This is a genomic window from Marinihelvus fidelis (genome assembly GCF_008725655.1).
Lineage (GTDB): Bacteria > Pseudomonadota > Gammaproteobacteria > Xanthomonadales > SZUA-36 > Marinihelvus > Marinihelvus fidelis.
In genome coordinates this window covers 64,669-82,172 of sequence record NZ_VYXP01000002.1, presented here as the reverse complement: position 1 = coordinate 82,172, position 17,504 = coordinate 64,669, and the positions used below count along the sequence as shown (strand labels likewise).

At 65.5% G+C, this 17,504-nt stretch carries 18 protein-coding genes and 1 tRNA gene; 13 read left to right on the top strand and 6 right to left on the bottom strand.

Annotated features, from left to right (window positions below; all coding sequences use genetic code 11):
- Positions 1-54 precede the first annotated feature (54 nt).
- From F3N42_RS01765 to rlmB, 12 genes are all read left to right on the top strand, one after another.
- Entirely contained in the window at positions 55-1,323 is a 1,269-nt protein-coding gene (locus F3N42_RS01765) for an N-acetylmuramoyl-L-alanine amidase (RefSeq protein ID WP_224784625.1), read from the top strand.
- Between the two features lie 197 nt (positions 1,324-1,520).
- The gene (gene mutL, locus F3N42_RS01760; RefSeq protein ID WP_150862673.1) at positions 1,521-3,344 is read left to right on the top strand and encodes a DNA mismatch repair endonuclease MutL; all 1,824 of its coding nucleotides are present in this window, start codon (positions 1,521-1,523) and stop codon (positions 3,342-3,344) included.
- Positions 3,341-4,345 carry a tRNA (adenosine(37)-N6)-dimethylallyltransferase MiaA gene (miaA, locus tag F3N42_RS01755; protein WP_150862672.1) on the top strand — a complete coding sequence of 335 codons (1,005 nt, stop codon included), beginning with the start codon at positions 3,341-3,343 and terminating at the stop codon, positions 4,343-4,345. The genes mutL and miaA overlap by 4 nt, the downstream gene beginning before the upstream one ends.
- A 20-nt stretch (positions 4,346-4,365) precedes the next feature.
- A complete protein-coding gene (gene hfq, locus F3N42_RS01750; RefSeq protein WP_150862671.1) occupies positions 4,366-4,599 on the top strand; it encodes an RNA chaperone Hfq in 234 nt (77 codons plus the stop codon).
- Between the two features lie 31 nt (positions 4,600-4,630).
- Positions 4,631-5,917 (top strand): ribosome rescue GTPase HflX, encoded by a 1,287-nt coding sequence (hflX, locus tag F3N42_RS01745; protein ID WP_150862670.1) that lies wholly within the window; start codon positions 4,631-4,633, stop codon positions 5,915-5,917.
- Positions 5,918-6,023: 106 nt separating this feature from the next.
- The gene (hflK, locus tag F3N42_RS01740) at positions 6,024-7,169 is read left to right on the top strand and encodes an FtsH protease activity modulator HflK (protein ID WP_150862669.1); all 1,146 of its coding nucleotides are present in this window, start codon (positions 6,024-6,026) and stop codon (positions 7,167-7,169) included.
- The gene (hflC, locus tag F3N42_RS01735) at positions 7,166-8,035 is read left to right on the top strand and encodes a protease modulator HflC (RefSeq protein ID WP_150862668.1); all 870 of its coding nucleotides are present in this window, start codon (positions 7,166-7,168) and stop codon (positions 8,033-8,035) included. Before hflK ends, hflC begins: the two co-directional genes overlap by 4 nt.
- Complete coding sequence (locus F3N42_RS01730) at positions 8,028-8,222, top strand: DUF2065 domain-containing protein (protein ID WP_224784624.1); 195 nt, start codon at positions 8,028-8,030, stop codon at positions 8,220-8,222. Before hflC ends, F3N42_RS01730 begins: the two co-directional genes overlap by 8 nt.
- A 35-nt stretch (positions 8,223-8,257) precedes the next feature.
- Positions 8,258-9,553 (top strand): adenylosuccinate synthase, encoded by a 1,296-nt coding sequence (locus F3N42_RS01725; RefSeq protein ID WP_150862666.1) that lies wholly within the window; start codon positions 8,258-8,260, stop codon positions 9,551-9,553.
- Positions 9,554-9,667: 114 nt separating this feature from the next.
- Positions 9,668-9,754: transfer RNA gene (locus F3N42_RS01720), tRNA-Leu, on the top strand.
- A gap of 238 nt (positions 9,755-9,992) precedes the next feature.
- A complete protein-coding gene (rnr, locus tag F3N42_RS01715; protein ID WP_150862665.1) occupies positions 9,993-12,146 on the top strand; it encodes a ribonuclease R in 2,154 nt (717 codons plus the stop codon).
- Positions 12,143-12,952 carry a 23S rRNA (guanosine(2251)-2'-O)-methyltransferase RlmB gene (gene rlmB, locus F3N42_RS01710; RefSeq protein WP_150862664.1) on the top strand — a complete coding sequence of 270 codons (810 nt, stop codon included), beginning with the start codon at positions 12,143-12,145 and terminating at the stop codon, positions 12,950-12,952. The genes rnr and rlmB overlap by 4 nt, the downstream gene beginning before the upstream one ends.
- On the opposite strand, the gene F3N42_RS01705 is transcribed toward rlmB, so the two are convergent.
- The 5 genes from F3N42_RS01705 to F3N42_RS01685 form a co-directional block, all read right to left on the bottom strand.
- Complete coding sequence (locus tag F3N42_RS01705; RefSeq protein WP_150862663.1) at positions 12,927-13,586, bottom strand: HD domain-containing protein; 660 nt, start codon at positions 13,584-13,586, stop codon at positions 12,927-12,929. The genes rlmB and F3N42_RS01705 overlap by 26 nt on opposite strands.
- Positions 13,583-14,512 carry a 23S rRNA pseudouridine(2605) synthase RluB gene (gene rluB, locus F3N42_RS01700; protein WP_150862662.1) on the bottom strand — a complete coding sequence of 310 codons (930 nt, stop codon included), beginning with the start codon at positions 14,510-14,512 and terminating at the stop codon, positions 13,583-13,585. Before rluB ends, F3N42_RS01705 begins: the two co-directional genes overlap by 4 nt.
- Positions 14,509-15,243: an SMC-Scp complex subunit ScpB gene (scpB, locus tag F3N42_RS01695; protein ID WP_150862661.1), complete on the bottom strand. Its 735-nt coding sequence runs from the start codon at positions 15,241-15,243 to the stop codon at positions 14,509-14,511. Before scpB ends, rluB begins: the two co-directional genes overlap by 4 nt.
- Positions 15,240-16,016: a segregation and condensation protein A gene (locus tag F3N42_RS01690; protein ID WP_150863135.1), complete on the bottom strand. Its 777-nt coding sequence runs from the start codon at positions 16,014-16,016 to the stop codon at positions 15,240-15,242. The genes scpB and F3N42_RS01690 overlap by 4 nt, the downstream gene beginning before the upstream one ends.
- A gap of 68 nt (positions 16,017-16,084) precedes the next feature.
- A complete protein-coding gene (locus tag F3N42_RS01685) occupies positions 16,085-16,699 on the bottom strand; it encodes an L-threonylcarbamoyladenylate synthase (RefSeq protein WP_150862660.1) in 615 nt (204 codons plus the stop codon).
- 69 nt (positions 16,700-16,768) lie between these two features.
- On the opposite strand from F3N42_RS01685, the gene F3N42_RS01680 reads away from it, so the two are divergent.
- Positions 16,769-17,044 (top strand): BolA family protein, encoded by a 276-nt coding sequence (locus F3N42_RS01680; protein WP_150862659.1) that lies wholly within the window; start codon positions 16,769-16,771, stop codon positions 17,042-17,044.
- Positions 17,045-17,047: 3 nt separating this feature from the next.
- Here F3N42_RS01680 and F3N42_RS01675 read toward each other — a convergent pair whose 3' ends face one another.
- Positions 17,048-17,374 (bottom strand): type II toxin-antitoxin system HicB family antitoxin, encoded by a 327-nt coding sequence (locus tag F3N42_RS01675; RefSeq protein ID WP_150862658.1) that lies wholly within the window; start codon positions 17,372-17,374, stop codon positions 17,048-17,050.
- Positions 17,375-17,504 lie beyond the last annotated feature (130 nt).

Genomic DNA, 17,504 nt, shown 5'->3' with positions numbered 1-17,504 from the left:
ATGGAAGTGGAGAGGAGATCAATGGGGGCCTTCCGACCCATAGCCGTTTTTCTAATGGCGATTTCATTTTCTGCCTTTGGGGCAGAGGTGGAAGGTTTTCGTGTCTGGACGGACCCGGAAAAGACCCGCGCGGTGCTGGATCTTGATGACACCAGCGAGTACAAGCTGTTCACGCTCGAAAAGCCTCACCGGGTAGTCGTCGACCTCAAGGGGGCGACCCTCTCAACCCAGCTCGACTTCATCGCCGAGCATGCCGGGATGATTTCCAATGTGCGCCACGGCCAGCCCGACGAGGGCACGTTGCGCGTGGTCATGGACCTGCAAAGCCAGGTCGACATCAAGAGCTTCCTGATAGAGCCCACCGGCCAGTATGGCCATCGCCTGGTCATTGATATGTATGACGCGGGGCAGCGACCGGCCAAGGCGCCGGCCCGTAGCGTCAAGACCCTGGCGGCGGACAACCGTGATGTGGTCATCGCCATTGACGCCGGGCATGGTGGTGAAGACCCTGGCGCCATTGGCAAGGGCCGCACCCAGGAAAAGGACGTTGTGCTGCAGATTGCGCGGCGGCTGAAGACGGCGCTGGACGCCCAGCCTGGCATGCGTGGCGTGCTGGTCCGTGACGGTGATTACTACATCCCTCACCGTGAGCGATACGAGAAGGCCCGCCGCGAGCGTGCCGACCTGTTCGTATCGATTCACGCCGACGCGTTCCATAACCGCAGCGTGCGCGGCAGTTCCGTGTTCGTGTTGTCACAGCGCGGCGCCAGCAGTGAGTTCGCGCGCCTGGTGGCGCAGAGCGAGAATTCCTCCGACCTGGTGGGCGGCGTGTCTTTGAATGACAAGGACGACCTGCTGGCCTCGGTGCTGCTGGACCTGTCCCAGAGCGCGACCATCCAGGCCAGCGACAAGGTCGCGGCCAGTATCCTGGATTCCATCGGCCAGGCGCACAAGGTGCACAAGCCACATATCGGCCGCGCCAATTTCATGGTGCTGAAGTCACCCGACGTGCCGTCGGTGCTGGTGGAGACCGCGTTCATCAGCAACCCGACCGAAGAGACGCGACTGACGCAGCGCGAGTTCCAGACCAACATGGCGGACTCGATCGTGCGCGGCGTGCGTAACTACTTTTATGCATCGCCGCCGCCGGGGACCTGGATCGCGGCGAACCGCGATGGCGGCCGGCATATCGTGTCCCGGGGTGAAACCCTGGGGGCCATCGCCAGCCAGTACAGCGTTCCGCTTTCGAGCCTGCGCGCCGCCAACAACCTGAGCGGCGACATGATCACGGTCGGCAAGGAACTGGTCATCCCGGCCGGCTAAACCGTACCCTCCGCAGCGGTGGCGCACCGGGTGAAGCAGGCCTGATAGCCCGTGAATCCCGGCGCGCCACCATTTCTGCTGCAGGTTTCTGACCTGACCCTGCGAAGAGGTCGCGTCACGCGTTAACAGTGGCCGCCATCGTGGGCTATCATCCCCAGTCCCATCCAGCTGACACCCACGGGGACCCTCGACCGGTCATGTCCATTCGCCGACTGCCAGAAAATCTTGTCAACCAGATCGCGGCGGGCGAAGTGGTTGAGCGCCCCGCGTCGGTCGTCAAGGAGGCCGTGGAAAACAGCCTGGATGCCGGCGCCCGGTCGATTCGCGTGACGCTGGAGCAGGGCGGCAAGCGCCTGATCCGCATCGAAGATGACGGCAAGGGCATCGAGCGGGATGAGCTGGCGCTGGCGCTGGCTTCCCACGCCACCAGCAAGATTGTCGACCTCGATGACCTCGAGGCGGTGGCCACGCTGGGTTTCCGCGGCGAGGCGCTGGCCAGTATTGCCTCGGTCGCGCGGCTGGACCTGTCGTCGCGGACCGAATCGGTGCCGCACGCCTGGTCCGTCGAGGCCCGGCATGGCGTGATCTCCGAACCCGCGCCCGCCGCCGGTGCGGTGGGGACCCGGCTCGATGTGCGTGACCTGTTCTACAACGTGCCGGCGCGGCGAAAATTCCTTCGCGCCGACCGCACCGAGTTCAACCATATTGATGACCTGCTGAGGCGCCTGGCCCTGGGTAATGGCCACGTCGGTTTCGAGCTACAGCACGATGGCCGCGTGGTGCGAGCCCTGCCGCCGGCCAATGACGAACATGGCATGAACCGCCGCCTGGCCGCCGTCTGCGGTGACGATTTCCTCGCCCACGCCATGCCGATCGAAGCGGCAGCCGGCGGAATGACCTTGTCCGGGTGGGTGGCCGAGCCACGCTATAACCGCGCCCAGGCGGACCGACAGTTCTTCTTCGTCAACGGGCGCATGATCCGCGACCGGGTGGTGGCGCATGCCGTCCGGCAGGCATTCAGGGACGTGCTCTATCACGGCCGACACCCGGGTTTCGTGCTGTTTTTCGCGTTGCCGCCCGACCTCGTGGATGTGAATGTCCATCCGCAGAAACACGAAGTGCGCTTCCGCAACCAGCGCGAGGCACACAACTTTATCTACTCTTCACTGCACCGGGCGCTGGCCGACACCGGCGTGGGCGCCGGCGCTCCGCGCCCAGGCGCGGACCCTGCGGCTGAACAGCCGCCTGTCCAGGCGGGCCTGGCCGTCGCCCAGTCACATGCGCCGTACCAGCCGGGCCCGGGTCTGCCTGGCAGTCGCGCAGCCTATTCCACCGCGCCAGCCTACGCCCCCATGCCCGGGCCCGTTCAAGGCCCGGCGCCCGATCCGGCACCGGTTGCGATGACCGGCGCGGCCGCCGAAGCGGACCCCACAGAGGCTCCGCCCCTGGGTTATGCACTGGCGCAGCTACACGGCGTCTATATCCTGGCGCAGAACGCGAAGGGGCTGGTGCTGGTCGACATGCATGCCGCCCATGAGCGCATTACCTATGAGCGCCTGAAGGCGGCCCAGGCCGCCGAGGGCATTCGCTCGCAGACGCTGCTGGTGCCCGTGGGTGTCACGGTGTCCGAGCGCGAGGCCGACCTGGCCGAGCAGCACGGCGAGCGCCTGGCTGACCTGGGTTTTGACTGCGACCGCACCGGGCCGGAGACCCTGCTGGTCCGCAAGGTGCCGACGCTGCTGTCGAAGGCCGACCCGGCGGCCCTGCTGGTCGATGTACTGTCGGATATCGCCACCCAGGGGGACAGCCGGCGACTGGACTCGGAGCTGGACGAGGTGCTTTCAGGCATGGCCTGCCACGGCTCCGTGCGGGCCAACCGGCGGCTGGATGTCGCCGAAATGAACGCACTGCTGCGGGACATGGAGATCACCGAGCGCTCAGCGCAGTGCAACCACGGCCGGCCGACCTGGGTGCAGCTGGACATGGGGTCCCTGGACCGGCTGTTCCTGCGCGGCCGATGAGCCACGAACGAGCAAGCGCGCCCCCGGTCATCCTGCTGATGGGGCCGACCGCCGCGGGCAAGACGGGCTCCGCGGTCGAGCTGGTCGAGCGCTTTCCCGTGGACATCATCAGTGTCGACTCGGCGCTGGTCTACCGCGGCATGGATATCGGCACGGCCAAGCCCGACGAAGAGACCCTGGCGCGCGCGCCGCACCGGCTGATCGATATCCGCGCGCCGGAGGAGAACTATTCGGCGGCCGACTTCCGCGCCGACGCATTGCGCGAGATCCGGGCCATTCACGCGGCAGGGCGGGTGCCATTGCTGGCCGGCGGCACGATGCTCTACTACCGGGCGCTGTTTTCGGGGTTGTCGTCGTTACCCTCGGCCGACGCCGGGGTCAGGGCGCAGATCGAGAAACGGGCGCACGATGTCGGCTGGCCGCGGCTGCACGACGAGCTGAAGGCGGCAGACCCGGAGGCCGCGTCGGGCATCGACCCGAACGACCCGCAGCGCATCCAGCGGGCGCTGGAGGTCATGGCGCTGACCGGCAAGACCGTGACCGAGGCGCGCCGGGCAGGGCGTCGCGAGCCGCCGGAATTCAGCATTCTGCGGCTAGTCGTGTGCCCGGGCGAGCGCACCGAGCTGCACCGCCGCATCGCCCTGCGCTTCGACGAGATGATGGCGCAGGGCTTCGAAACCGAGATGCGCGGGCTGCACGCACGGCCGGAGCTCGACCCGTCGCTGTCATCCATGCGCGCGGTGGGTTACCGGCAGGGCTGGGCATGGCTGGACGGCGCCTATGGCGACGGCGACGAGGGGCGCCGGATCTTCCGCGAAAAGGTGCTCGCGGCCACCCGCCAGCTGGCCAAGCGACAGCTCACCTGGTTGCGCAAGGAAACCGACGCGCTGTGGTATGATTCCAGCTTGCGTAATGCGCTTGGGGGGATCCATGGCGACGTCCGAAAGTTCCTTGAAAACGGGCAGGACCGTTCCCAACTTATCCATGGCGCCGGACAATAATTCCAACAGGAGGAATGGCCATGACAAAGGGTCAAAGTCTACAAGAACCTTTTTTGAACGCGTTGCGCCGTGAACGCGTCCCCGTATCCGTATACCTGGTCAATGGCATCAAGCTGCAGGGCCAGATCGAATCGTTCGACCAGTTCGTCGTTTTGCTGAAGAATTCGGTCAGCCAGATGATCTACAAGCACGCCATCTCGACGGTCGTGCCGGCACGCAACGTCCGGGTATTCGACGAACAGCAATCCGAGTAATGCCCGCCCGGATCACAGCCAGGTACCGTCTTTGATCGATCGCCTTGAGCGCGGCAACCGCGCTGTCATCCTGCATCCCGTTTTTTCCGGCACTGGTCCGGAAGCCCTTGATGAATTCCAGGAACTCGCCCGCTCTGCGGGCGTTTCCGTGCTGTCCGTCATCACCGCACCCCGTGACCGCCCTGACGCGAAGTTCTTCGTGGGCCAGGGCAAGGTCGATGAACTGGCCGAGGCCGTGACCCTGCAGGACGCCGACCTGGTGCTCTGCAGCCGGCCGCTGTCGCCGGTGCAGGAACGTAACATCGAAAAACACTGCAAGTGCCGGGTGCTGGACCGCACCACGCTGATCCTGGACATCTTCGCGCAGCGCGCCCGTTCCCACGAGGGCAAGCTGCAGGTCGAGCTCGCGCAGTTGCGGCACCTGTCGACGCGGCTGATCCGCGGCTGGACTCACCTTGAGCGCCAGAAGGGCGGTATCGGCCTGCGTGGCCCGGGTGAAACACAGCTGGAAACGGACCGCCGCCTCATCGGCCAGCGGATTCGTCACCTGCGTGACCGCCTCGACAAGGTCGCCCGCCAGCGCGCCCAGGGCCGTCGCCGTCGTCAACGCGGCGAGGCGCTGACCGTGGCGCTGGTGGGTTACACCAATGCCGGCAAGTCAACGCTGTTCAACACGCTGACGGATTCCGGTGTCGATGCCCGCGACATGCAGTTCGCCACGCTGGACCCCACCGTGCGCCGCCTGGCCGACGCCCAGGGCGAGGTGCTGCTGGCCGACACCGTGGGCTTCGTCGCCGAATTGCCGCACGAACTGATTGCCGCGTTCCGCGCCACGCTGCAGGAAGCCAGTGAAGCCGACCTGCTGCTGCACGTGATCGACGCGTCCGACCCGTTCCATGCCGAGCGCCGTGAGGAGGTCATCGACGTGCTCGCCTCCATCGACGCCGACCGGCTGCCGGTGATCGAAGTCTTTAACAAGATCGACCTGGCCGACGAGTCGTCCCGCGTGGTGCCGCCCGGCGACATGACGCCCGAGCGGGTGTTTGTGTCCGCGCTCACCGGCGACGGTCTCGACCTGCTGCGCGCGGCCATGGACCGCCACCTGGTGGGCCAGCGCGTGCAGCGCTGGATTCATCTTGATGGCCGCGACGCGCGGCTGCGCGCGCAACTCTTTGAGCTCAATGCCGTCAGTGAAGAAGTGATCACCGAGGACGGCGCCTGGGACCTGCGGGTCGACCTGCCGCTGTCCGCGGCCGAGCGCCTGGCCCGGCAGGGTGGGCGCGAAGGCCAGCTGGCGCGCGAGCAGCTGTTGACCTGAACCCGCACAACGTACCGTTACGGCTGGCAGGCGCCAGCCCGGCGTAGGATAATGCCCGACTGCGCCGCGCCCAGCGCGGCCCGTCACGAACTACTGGAGTATTGATATGCCCTGGAAAGAACCCGGCAAGGGTGGCAAGGATCCCTGGAAGCAGGGCGACCAGCCCCCTGATCTGGACGAAGTGTTTCAGAACCTCTCCGGCAAGCTGCGATCGCTGTTTGGCGGTGGTGGCGGTGGCGGCGATCGCCGCTCTGGCTCGGGTTCCGGTGGCGGTTCCGGTGTCCTGCCGCTGGTACTGCTGGCGCTGGTGGCCTGGGTGGGCTGGGACGCCGTGCATATCATCGACGAAACCGAACGCGGCGTAGTCCAGCGCTTCGGCAAGTACACCCGCGAACTCGACCCCGGCATCAACTTTACGCTGCCGCGGCCTATCGAGTCGCTGACCAAGGTCAGCCGCGCGGTGCGCTCGGTCGAGGACCAGGGGCACATGCTCACCGAGGACGAGAACCTGGTCGAGTTCAATTACAAGATCCAGTACCGCGTGAACGATGCGCAGTCGTTCCTGTTCCGCGTTCGCGATCCGGAAATTACCCTGCAGCAAGCGGCAGAAAGCGCGCTGCGTGAATCCGTCGGCGCCAATGGCCTGGACGCGATTCTCGAGGGTGGCTCGCGTGACCTGGTTCGCCTTGAAGCCAAGCGGGTATTGCAGGACACGCTGGACAACTACCAGGCCGGCATGTCAATCACCGAGTTCAACCTGGTGGACGTGAACGTGCCGCCGCAGGTCAGGGAAGCCTATTCGGACGTGGTCCGCGCACGCGAGGATCGCGAGCGCTTTATCGAGGAAGCCCGGGTGCATGCCAACAGCGTCATTCCCGAGGCCCGCGGTGCCGCGGCGCGTATCATCGAGGAAGCCACCGGCTATCGCGACTCCACCGTCGCCCTGGCCGAGGGTGAAGCCGACCGCTTCAGCCTGTTGCTCGAAGAGTACCGCCAGGCGCCGGCCGTGACCCGCAAGCGCATGTACCTGCAGGCCATGGAAGGGGTGCTGTCGCGCTCCAGCAAGGTACTGCTGGATGTCGATTCCAGCGGCAACATTCTTTACCTGCCGCTGGACCAGGTCACTGGAGGCACGTCCGGCGAGGCGGTTAACCGCATTCCGCCGGTACTCACGCCGCAGAATTCACCCGCGCCGACCGCGGACCGGCAAGACCGGAATACTCGCAACGCCAACCGGGAGGGTCGCCAATGAACCGCCCTGTACTTGTCATCCTGTTAATCGTCCTGGGCGGCCTCGGCCTGGCCAGCCTGTTCACTGTCAGCGAGACCGAATACGCGATCCGCTTCCAGCTGGGCCGTATCGTCAAGTCTGATTACGAGCCGGGGCTGCACATCAAGCTGCCGTTCGTGAACAATATCCGTAAATACGATCGCCGTATCCTCACCCTGGATACCTCGCCGGAGCCGATGCTGACCTCGGAGCAGAAGTTCGTCGAGGTCGATTCCTTCGTGAAGTGGCGTATCGTCGACGTGGCCACGTTCTACTCGGCCACCCAGGGTAACGAGGCGCAGGCGCTGAACCGCCTGTCCGACATCGTCGATGACCGCCTGCGTAACCAGATCGCCAGCCGCACGCTGGCCGAGGTGGTCTCCGAGCAGCGCGTCAGCACCATGCAGGACATCGCGACCTCGGCCAATTCCGCGGCGTCAGAATTCGGCATCGAGGTGGTGGATGTGCGCATCAAGAGCATCGAGCTGCCCGACGACGTGCGCGAATCGGTGTTCCGCCGCATGGCCGCCGACCGCCAGAAAGCCGCGAACCTGTATCGCTTTGAAGGTCGCGAGGAAGCCGAGCGTATCCGCTCCGATGCCGACCGCCAGGCGCAGATCATCCTGGCCGAGGCCGAGCGTGACGGCCAGCGCCTGAGAGGTGAGGGCGACGCCATCGCGACCAAGACCTTTGCCGAGGCCTACAACGCGGACCAGGAGTTCTACAGCTTCTACCGCAGCCTGCAGGCCTACAGGAATGCTTTCGACGGCCCGGGTGACGTGCTGGTGCTGGATCCGTCCACCGAGTTCTTCGACTACTTCGGCGGCGATTCCGGCAGCGGTGAGTGAACTCTGGCAGGACCTGCTGACGGCGTTCGCGCTGTTGCTGATCCTCGAAGGCGTATTGCCGGTGCTGGCCCCGAAAGCGTGGATCAGCACCATGCTCGACATGGCCCGAATGGGGCCGAAAACCGTGCGCGTGGTGGGGCTGGTCTGCATGCTGGCCGGCGCGCTGATGTTGCAGTGGTTGATCTGACCACGCGCTGATGACTTAGAGAAACAGGAAATATCATGTCCAATTCCGTTGTCGTGATCGGCACCCAGTGGGGTGACGAAGGCAAAGGCAAGATCGTCGACCTGCTGTGCCGTGACATGGACGCCGTCGTGCGCTTCCAGGGCGGCCACAACGCCGGCCACACGCTGGTCATTGACGGCGACAAGACCGTCCTGCACCTGATCCCGGCCGGCATCATGCACCCGGGTGTGCAGTGCCTGATCGGCAACGGTGTCGTGCTGTCGCCCGAGGCCCTGAACGCCGAGATCGATACGCTGCAGTCCCGCGGCGTCGACGTGCGCTCACGGCTGCGTATCTCGCCGGCCTGCCCGGTGATCATGCCGTACCACGTGGAGTTGGATAAGGCCCGCGAAGAAGCGCTGGGCCGCAAGGCCATCGGCACCACCTGCCGCGGTATTGGGCCGGCCTACGAGGACAAGGCGTCGCGTCGCGGCATCCGCGTATCCGACTTGCTCAACCGCTCTGCACTGGAAGCCAAGCTCGAGGATGTGGTCGACTACCACAGCTTCGTATTGCAGCACCGCTTTGGTCGTGCCGCGCTGGACTACCCGGCCATCCTGGCGGCGACGTTGGAACTGGCCGACACCATCCGACCGATGGTTGGCGACGTGGCGGGCGAACTGCACGCGCTGCGTGACGCCGGCAAGCGCATCCTTTTCGAGGGCGCGCAGGGCGCACTGCTGGACATCGACCACGGCACCTATCCGTTCGTGACCTCCAGTAACACCACGGTCGGCGGTGTCTGCACCGGCGCCGGCGTGGGCCCGGACGCCATTGATTACGTGCTGGGCATCACCAAGGCCTACACCACACGCGTGGGTTCCGGGCCATTCCCCACCGAGCTATTCGACGATGTGGGCGCCGGCATCGCCGAGCGCGGCGCCGAGTTCGGTGCCACCACCGGCCGCCCGCGCCGCTGCGGCTGGCTGGACGCCGTCGCGCTGCGCCGCGCGGTGCGCCTGAACGGCATGACCGGTTTCTGCGTCACCAAGCTGGACGTGCTCGACGGCATGGACGAGGTGAAGATCGCCACGGCCTACACGCTGCATGGCGAAACCATCGACGTGCCGCCCACGAACCCGGATGACTGGAGCGATATCGAGCCGGTCTACGAGTCGTTCCCGGGCTGGAAGGAAAGCTCGCGCGGCGTCACCGAACTGGACGGCCTGCCGGCCAACGCGCGGGCCTACCTGGACGCCGTGGAGCAGCTCACCGGCGCGCCCATTCACATGATCTCAACCGGCCCGGACCGCAGCGAAAACATCATCACGCGGCATCCGCTCGATGGTTGAAAATTGATGGTTGACAAGCCCGGAGGTTGCCAGTAAAGTGCGCCTCCGGTTCGGCGGTTCCCCTTGCCCCGAATCGACCCCTAGGCTGAGGTTCCCCCTTGACTTCAGCCTTTTGCCGAGGTGGCGGAATTGGTAGACGCGCTAGCTTCAGGTGCTAGTGAGCGAAAGCTCGTGGAGGTTCAAGTCCTCTCCTCGGCACCATCACTTTCCAGGGGAATCCTTTTTTGCGATTGACGCCTGGATGAACGGGGCGCTACCGAGTAGGTGGCGCCTTGCTTCGTAGGTGGACTTTTTTTACCGCAGATTTTTAGAATTACGCGAATTACGCGAAAGTCTTTAGTGAAGGCGGGCTTTCTGGTCGCCTGTTGCGTCAGCGCCTGTTCGACGCGTCCTTTTCTTCCCGGTGTTTTGGCTGGGGTTTCAGCTTTAGAATGAATGTATGAGTAAACACGAAAACAATAATCCCGGGCATATTGATGCCGAAGCACCCGATCGCCAGGCCATTCTGGATTGCCTGGAGCGCGAAGGCCGGCCGCTGAAACGCGGCGATATTGTCCATGCGCTGGGCGTGGAGAGCGCCGACAGCCGTGAAATCCTGCGCCGGCGCCTGAAGGCCATGGTGCGCGACGGCCAGCTGATCAAGAACCGCCGTGGCGCCTACGGCGTGGCGGCGAAGATGGACCTGGTCAGTGGCCGGGTCACGGCGCACCCGGATGGCTACGGCTTCCTGGTGCCCGAGGACGGCGGCGAGGACCTGTACCTGTCGTCACGGCAGATGCGCTCGGTGCTGCACGGCGACCGTGTGCTGGCCAGCGTGATCGGTGTTGACCATCGCGGCCGGCGCGAGGGCAAGGTCAAGGAGGTGCTCGAGCGCGCCAACCAGACCGTGGTCGGGCGTTTCGTGGAGGAGAGCGGGGTGGCGCTGGTGGTGCCGGATGAAACCCGCATTTCCCAGGACGTGCTGATTCCGCTCAAGGACACGGGCGGCGCCAAGCCCGGGCAGATCGTGGTTGCGGCCATCATCAACCAGCCGACGGAAAAGCAGCCGCCGGTGGGCAAGATCGTCCAGGTGCTGGGCGAGATGGGTGCGCCGGGCATGGCCACCGACATCGCCATCCACAACTTCGGAATTCCCTACCAGTGGCCGGATGGCGTTGAAGCCGAGGCCAAGGCCTTTGGCGACGTAGTTCCAGAGGCCATGAAGGAAGGCCGCAAGGACCTGCGCGACCTGCCACTGGTGACCATCGACGGCGCCGATGCGCGCGACTTTGACGACGCCGTGTACGCCCAGCGCCAGCGCAAGGGCTGGCGGCTCGTGGTCACCATCGCCGACGTGGCCAGCTACGTCAAACCCGGCGGCCTGCTGGACGTCGAGGCGGTCAATCGCGGCACCTCGGTGTACTTTCCCAACCGCGTGGTGCCGATGCTGCCTGAGGCGCTCTCCAACGGCCTGTGCTCGCTCAAGCCGCGCGAGGACCGCCTGTGCCTGGCTTGCGACATGACCGTGGACGAGCGTGGCCAGGTCACACGTAGCCGCTTCGTCGCCGCCGTCATGCACTCGCACGCGCGCCTGACCTACGGCCAGGTGTGGCGCTACCTGGATGAGGGCGACATCAAGCTGGACCGCGATGCGGACGCCATTCGCGCCAACCTGGACGACCTGCACGCGCTGTACAAGGTACTGAAGAAGGCCCGGCGCCAGCGCGGCGCGATCGATTTCGAGAGCCAGGAAGTGAAGTTCGCCTTCGACGAGAACGGCGAAGTGGCCGACCTGCTGCCGACCACGCGTAACGATGCGCATAAACTGATCGAAGAGTGCATGATCATGGCTAACGTCGAGGCGGCCCGGTTCCTGCAACAGACGGGTCTGCCGGCACCGTACCGCGTGCACGCGCCGCCGCCAATGCTGAAGCTGGAGTCGCTGACCCAGTTCCTTCAGGCGCAGGGCCTGAAGCCGACCTGGCGTGACCAGCCCGAGCCGCGTGATTTTGACCGTATCGCCCAGCAGGCCAAAGGACGGCCGGACGAAAAGCTGATCATGGCCGTGCTGCTGCGCTCGCAGTCACTGGCGGTCTACCTGCCGGAGAACAACGGCCATTTCGGCCTGGCGCTGGATGCCTACAGCCATTTCACCTCGCCCATCCGCCGCTACCCGGACCTGCTGGCGCACCGCGCCATTCACCACGCCATCGCGCGGCAGGCCAAGGCGGAGTTCCCGTACGGCAAGAACGACATGCAGAAGCTCTGCGAGGGCTGCTCGCACCGTGAGCGCCGTGCCGAGGAGGCCGAGCGTGATGTCGACGACCGCCTGAAGTGCGCGTACATGGAGCAGCACATCGGCATGGAGTTCAACGGCATCGTCTCGGGCGTCACCTCGTTCGGCCTGTTTGTCGAGCTGGACCACGGCAACGTCAACGGCCTGGTGCATGTCACCAACCTGCCCAACGACTACTACCACTTCGACCCCGTCAGCCATTCGCTGACCGGTGAACGGCGTGGCCGAGTCTTTCAGCTCGCCGACCCCGTGCGCGTGAGTGTTGAAGGGGTGAACGTGGAAGAGCGGAAGATCGACTTCGAACTGGCCGAGTCATGAGCCGTAAGCGCAACAAGCCGCCGAAGCGCGAGCCGGGCAGGGGCGTGCATGACGCGTCCGTCCAGCAGCAAGACTCGGCGCTGGTGGCCGGCATCAACCCGGTGCTGGCAGCGCTCAGGACCGGGGTGGTCACGCGCGTGAGTATCGCCGAAGGCGCGCGCAACCCGCGTGTCCGCGAGATCGAGGCGCTGGCGCGTGAGCACGGCGTGCCGGTGCAGCGGCTGGAGCGCGACGACCTGGAGCGACTGGCGGGGTTCCCGCAGCACCAGGACGTCCTTGCCGAGCGGCCGCTGGCGAAAGCACATAACGAGAATGAATTGCCCGCACTGCTGGACGCCGTCGAAGGCGATCCGCTGCTGCTGGTGCTCGATGGCGTGCAGGACCCGCACAACCTCGGCGCCTGCCTGCGCACGGCGGAAGCGGCCGGCGTGGCCGCCGTGATCGTGCCGCGTGACCGCGCCGTGGGCCTGACGCCGGTGGCGCGCAAGGCGTCTGCCGGCGCGTCGGAAATCATCCCGCTGGTGCAGGTCACGAACCTGGCGCGCACCCTGCGCGGCCTGCAGGAGCGTGGCATCTGGCTGGTGGGCACATCTGACGCGGCCGAAACCGGCCTCTACCAGCAGGACCTGCGCGGTCCGCTGGCGCTGGTGATGGGCAACGAGGGCGAGGGCATGCGGCGCCTGACCATGGAGTGCTGCGACTACCTGGTGTCGATCCCGATGGCGGGTGTGACCGAGAGCCTGAATGTCTCGGTGGCGACCGGCGTGTGCCTGTACGAAATCAGGCGCCAGCGGCTGGCGGTTTAACCCCGATCTCGCGACCCAGTTCGTCCAGGAATCCACGCATATAGGCCACGCGGCGTTCGGCCTCGAGGCGGCCCGCCCGGGTCTGCATGGTGGACGGCAGCTTGAACAGCTTGGCGTAGAAGTGATCCACGGCCCAGTCACGGTCGGCCGGTTCGCGCGCTGCGCAGAATGGGTCAACCGGGTTGTACAGCCCACTGCCCATTGAACCCCCGGTCAGTAAGCATCTCGAAATGCCGATGGCGCCCAGCGCGTCCAGCCGGTCGGCGTCCTGCACGATACCGGCCTCCGTGGTCCGGACCGGGATGGCGGCCGAATAGCTGTGTGCTTCCACCGCGTGCCGGACCGCGTCCAGCTTGTCTTCCGGATAGTCCAGCGTGGCCAGAAACTGCGCAGCGGCCTCGGCTGCGAGGGTCGATGCCCGCGCCCGGTCCGGGCTGTCCTTGGCGACCTGCACACAGTCGTGCAGCCAGGCGGCAGGCAGTGTGACCCAGGCATCTGCTTTTTCAATATCAGTGAGTTGGCGCGTATTGTTAACAACTCGCTTGATATGTGAGATGTCGTGCGCTGGGTCCGCCGCGGTGATGCCCGCGACGTGTGCCTCGCAGGCCTGCTCGATCGCTAGCAATGACGTCATGAACGCGGCGGCTGGCGCTCGCGGTCGCTGCGCCGGGTCGATTTTCCCCGGGTCTTTCGAGTGTCCCGTCCACGTTTCTTGGTGGCCGGCCGCCGCGCGGCCTTGCCGGTGGTGGGGCGTCGTGGTTTCAGGCCCAGGCTCTCCTCGGCCGCGGCCAGGCCGACGTCCTCGCGCAGGACGCGCTGGTCCTTTTCCGACAGCTCCGACCACTGGCCCATGCGCAGCCGCTTGGGCAGGAACACCGCGCCGTAGCGCACGCGCTTAAGGCGGCTGACGGTCACGCCCTGCGAGGCCCACAGCCGGCGCACCTCGCGATTGCGGCCTTCCAGCAGGGTCACGTGGTACCAGTGGTTCTCGCCGGTGCCACCCGAGGCAACGATGTCGCTGAAATTGGCCGGGCCGTCGTCCAGCTCCACGCCGGCCTTCAGGCGCGCCAGGGTGTCGGCATCGACGTTGCCGATCACACGGCAGGCATACTCGCGGTCGACGCGGTTGGACGGGTGCATCAGCGCATTGGCGAGCTCGCCGTCGGTGGTCAGCAGCAGCAGGCCGGTGGTGTTGATATCCAGGCGACCGACGGCCACCCAGCGCGCACCGCGCGGCGTGGGCAGGCGGTCGAACACGGTTGGCCGGCCCTCCGGGTCGGAACGCGTGGTCACTTCGCCCTCGGGCTTGTTGTAGACCAGGCTGCGGTGCTGCGGCGCGTTGCTGACAACGGTCCACGCGCGGCCGTCAAATTCCAGCACATCGCCCTTGCCGGCGGTCGTGCCCAGGCTGGCCGGTTCGCCGTTCAGCAGCACCTCGCCGGCCTCGATGTGTTTCTCGAGCCCGCGCCGTGAGCCGGCGCCGGCGGCCGCCAGCAGCTTCTGGATGCGTTCGGCCTTTACATTGGGCTTTGGCGCGGTCTTGGGGGAGCGGCGGCTCATGAGTTTGGCGCTTCCTCGTCGGCGTCCTCGTCCTCTTCTTCGTCCTCGTCCGAGTCGGCGTCGTCGAAGTCGTCGACCTCGTCTAAAGCTTCGTCATCGACTTCGGCGTCTTCATCATCGTCACCCGCGGGCAAAGCCTGTGCGGCCGCGGCGACACGGGCCTCGGCGGTCTCGTCGAATTCGAATTCGGGCTCGAGGGAGTCCATGTCTCGAATCTCGGCCAGGGTTGGCAGTTCGTCCAGGCTTTTCAGGCCGAAGTAGTCCAGGAAGCCCTTGGTGGTGCCGAACAGCGCCGGTTTTCCGGGCATGTCGCGGTGGCCGACGATGCGGATCCACTCGCGCTCCTGCAGCGTGCGGATAATCGTCGATGACAACGAGACGCCGCGTACATTCTCGATTTCGCCACGGGTGATGGGCTGGCGGTAGGCAATCAGCGCCAACGTTTCCAGTGTCGCGCGGGTGTATTTCTGCGGCCGCTCGGTCCACAGGCGGCCGATCCAGTCCTGCAGGTCTTCCTTCACCTGGAAGCGCCAGCCGCTGGCGACCTCGCGCAGTTCCACGCCACGCTCGGCGCAGTCCTCGGCGATCGACTCCAGCGCCTTGCCGATCTCGGCCAGCGCGGGGCGTTCGTCTTCTTCGAACAGGCCAGCGAGCCGGTCGCGGCTCAGCGGTTCTTCGGCGGCCAGCAGGGCGGCTTCGATAATCTGTTTAAGGGGCAGGGCAGTGCTCATTCTTCGTGTCCGGGCGTCCTGACGTAGATCGGGCCCATGGGCTCATTCTGCACGATATCCACCAGCCGTTCACGGCTGAGCTCCATCAGTGCGAGGAAACTGACCACCACGCCCATCCGGCCTTCCTTCACTTCGAACAGTTCGTGGAATTCCAGGTAGGGCTTGGCACGCAGGCGGTCGACGATCAGGCTCATGCGCTCGCGAACCGACAGCGGTTCGGCGGTGATCTGGTGATGACCGTACATCTCGGCGCGGCTCATCACGTCGCGCAGCGCGCTGAGGATATCGCCCAGTTCCACATCGGGCGGCAGCCGCACCTGGGTGCGATCCTCGACGTGGGCGTAGACCAGGTGGAAGTCGCGCTCCTGGCGCGGCAGTTCGTCCAGGTCCTCGGCGGCCTGCTTGTAGCGCTCGTATTCCTGCAGCCGGCGCACCAGTTCCGCGCGCGGGTCGTCTTCCTCGGTTTCCTCGCTGACCGGCCGTGGCAACAGCATGCGCGACTTGATCTCGGCCAGGATGGCGGCCATGACCAGGTACTCCGCGGCCAGGTCAAAGCGCAGGTCCTGCAGCAGCTCGACGTACTCCACGTACTGCCGCGAAATCTCGGCGATGGGAATGTCCAGGATGTCCAGGTTCTGGCGCCGGATCAGGTACAGCAGCAGGTCCAGCGGACCCTCAAAGGCCTCGAGGATGACCTCCAGCGCGTCCGGCGGGATGTACAGGTCTTCGGGCAGCTGCGTGAACGGCTTGCCCTGAACCACCGCGAAGGGCATCTCGCCCTGGTGGGTGGCCTCCTGTTCGACGTCCTCGCCCGCGCTCTCCGGTGCCGTTTCCAACTCGCTCACAGGAAGTCCACCGCGCCCGCGCCCTCGCGCAGCACCACCGGGTGGTCGCCGGTCAGGTCAAGCAGGGTGGTTGGCTCCAGCGCGCAGTAGCCGGCGTCGACGAACAGGTCGACGTCGTTGTAGACGGCATCAAACAGGTCCTCGGAGTCGAAGATGTCCTCGTCCGACTCCGGCAGGATCAGCGAGGACGACAGCAGCGGCTCGTCCAGCGACTCCAGCAGCGCCTGCACGAACTCGTGGTCCGGAATGCGCACGCCGATGGTCTGCTGCCGATGGCGCACATCGCGCGGCACTTCGCTGGTGGCCGGCAGGATGAAGGTATACGGCCCCGGCGTCAGTTGCCGGATCAGCCGGTGCCACTGGTTGTTCACCACCGTGAGCTTGCCCACATCGGACAGGCTGCGGCAGCAGTAGGTAAAGTGGTGCTGACGGCTCAGCTGACGCAGCCGGATCACGCGATCACGCGCGTGCCGGTTGTCAGTCCGCCAGCCCAGCGCGTACCCCGAATCGGTCGGGTAGGCGATCAGCCCCCCACGCACCAGCACGGCGACGACTTCGTCAACCTGGCGCGGCTTGATGCCATGGGCGTGTAGTGTGAGGCGTTCAGTCATGATCGGTTCCGCCGCAATTCTAACCCCACGCGCTTGCCAGCGCGATGGCCGGCGCATAAAGTCGCCCCCATGACCCCCGAACAACGCACCCAAGAGATCGAAACCCGCCTGCAATCCGCCTTCGCGCCCACCGAACTGCAGGTCATCGACGAAAGCCACAAGCACGTCGGCCACGCCGGCGCCAAGGACGGCCGCGGCCACTTTCACGTCATCATCGCATCAAGCGCATTCGACGGCCTGTCGCCCATCGCCCGCCACCGCGCCATCTACGACGCGATGGGTGATTTGATGAAAACGGATATCCACGCGCTTTCGATTGACGCGCGGGTGGGTGGCCAAGGCTGAAGCCTAAGACAGCTTGCTGGCGACAAGCCGGTTAAGGCTGACCCCTGATTCCGCAGCCTGAGTCGCGAGTGAGCGATGGGTTTCCGGCGGAACGCGAACCATGAACTTGCCACTGTAGTTCCTGAGCGCCAGTGGCTCGGGAACCGGCTCGCTATTCTCGTTCAGATCAACAACCGTGGCCTCGACCAGCTGTCGAATGCCAGTAAGTGCCTTGCATGGGTCACTATCCAGCCAGCTCAAGCCTGGAAACTCGGCGCAAAGACCGACGTGTTCCTGATCCTCTTCAGACCAGGTCACCCGGTAAGCGTAACGATCAGTCACTTTGGTCATGGCTTTTTTCCAAGCGTTCAATCGCTTTCAGGACCTGCCGAACCTGGTAGGGTTTGGCCTTTCCCTGCGAATTCTGAATGTTCACCCTTGGGTCCCCGGGCCAGGGCGTTTTGTAGACGCGATGGCTGGT